Genomic DNA, 1,661 nt, shown 5'->3' with positions numbered 1-1,661 from the left:
TTGATTATTCTGCCCTATGACCTATTCCCTTATGCAATAATTGCGAGGAGCAAAAATTCCAGAAAATTAACAAAGTAAATCCTCTAAAGAAAAGAAATCTATCACATGGGGACAGGTTTCTTTTTTGATCTGTACATAATTCCGCCACAAATTCAGCTCACTATCACTCAAATAATTTTTCCAATCTCCTATAATTCCTTTGCGTATATGTGCCTTAGATGGAGTATTTTTATCACCAACTTCTTGAGAAACCAAAACATCAGATAAATTTCCATCTTTCTCAATGTGTCCCTGATTAGATTTTTCTTTCATCTTTGTAAAATTAGTAGCTCTAGATATTTCTTCAGCATCATAGGATTCAACCCCAATAAACTTAGCAAGTTCATGTATAGCGGAAATAGCATTATCTTTTTTCATGTCTTCATACCTTAAAAATAATGCCTCAATTTCTCCTTCTTTAGAAGCTTTCAGAAATTCTTCGTGATAGTCAAACCAATCACCGCACTCAAATTTTCCTTCTAGCGCTACTTTGGAAAAGAAATGATACCAAGATCCGTTATAGTCAAAAACTTCTTTTCCTCTCACATGATGCCATGCAGAAACAAATGTATCTAGAGGATGTCTTAAACATTGAATTATTCTTGCTGGTTGTTTGATTAAACCTACACTAGCATGGGATTTAAAAAATCGTGGGGATGTCGCCCCCTCAAACTTTGAAAATATTGAATGCCAGTTTTCTGTACTTGCTGCCATATCTAACCAAGGACAAAAAATTTCTGTACAAAAGCCTAGTGAAATACCTTTTTCACAAACTTTTTTTACTAAATGTTCAAGTATTGATATAGTCCAAGTTGTACCAGACTTTGGATAAGTTGCTACATAAATATCACCATCTCTAGGCAAAAAATGATTAAATACGTTTTCCATCCCATTCTTGGTAATAATAGTGCAGGTGTAAAAATTTTCTATTGCATTTACATCAAATGAACGAGGTATACAGTTCATTTTTGGCTCAGAAGTTTGAGATAAATTTGCCGAAATCTGTGGTTCAGAAGTTTGAGATAAATTTACAGACATAGTATATCGGGATAAGTGAACTTAGCAACTTATACCATGTCTCGTTAAATACTTACACTTTTGAACTGCTTTCAACTTTTTAGGGAGGGAGCATTGACTTAATCAACGAATTGTGGTCATGTACAGGATATGCCTTTAAACATCAGAACTTATGACTGTCCAGAATGCGGCCTATCAATAGACCGAGACTTGAATGCCTCAATTAATTTAAGAAAGCGAGTGTGTAATTCTGAGGAAACCTTGGAATGTAAGACACACTCAAGAAATGCGGTCGGCTTGACCGTGGGTGCCTGTGTACGGAGTGCTGCCGACAGTTCCGGTGGAAGCAGGAAGTAAACATTAAAATGTCACTAATTATGACGTTTTATATCGGTTTTATGAAGCAGTATTTATCAGCAAGTAACTAATCAGAAAAAGAATAACCAAACAAAAAATTGCGCTGCTATAAAAGACCCCCGACATTCCCCAAATAGTAAACATAGTTCCTGCTAAAATTGGACCTGAAGCTTGCCCCAAAGATAAAGCTGTTACATTAACTGCCATAAAACCTGCTCGATATTCTTCAGGAGATAATTGTCCTAATA

2 protein-coding genes and 1 pseudogene are annotated in these 1,661 nt (G+C 35.5%); 1 reads left to right on the top strand and 2 read right to left on the bottom strand.

Annotation, left to right across the window (positions count from 1 at the left end):
• Positions 1 to 66: 66 nt before the first annotated feature.
• Positions 67 to 1,077 (bottom strand): sulfotransferase domain-containing protein, encoded by a 1,011-nt coding sequence (locus tag F6K13_RS32080; protein ID WP_240038777.1) that lies wholly within the window; start codon positions 1,075 to 1,077, stop codon positions 67 to 69.
• Positions 1,078 to 1,182: 105 nt separating this feature from the next.
• Here F6K13_RS32080 and F6K13_RS32075 point away from each other — a divergent pair.
• Positions 1,183 to 1,413 (top strand): annotated as a pseudogene (locus F6K13_RS32075) (zinc ribbon domain-containing protein); the annotation flags it as partial.
• Positions 1,414 to 1,452: 39 nt separating this feature from the next.
• Here the strand turns inward: F6K13_RS32075 and F6K13_RS32070 are convergent.
• On the bottom strand, positions 1,453 to 1,661 hold a 209-nt coding region (locus tag F6K13_RS32070), incomplete at its 5' end, for an MFS transporter (RefSeq protein ID WP_287289739.1).

It is taken from the genome of Okeania sp. SIO2B9 (assembly GCF_010672505.1).
Lineage (GTDB): Bacteria > Cyanobacteriota > Cyanobacteriia > Cyanobacteriales > Microcoleaceae > Okeania > Okeania hirsuta.
Note: the sequence above shows the minus strand (reverse complement) of the source record. Positions and strands in the feature narration are given on the sequence as shown.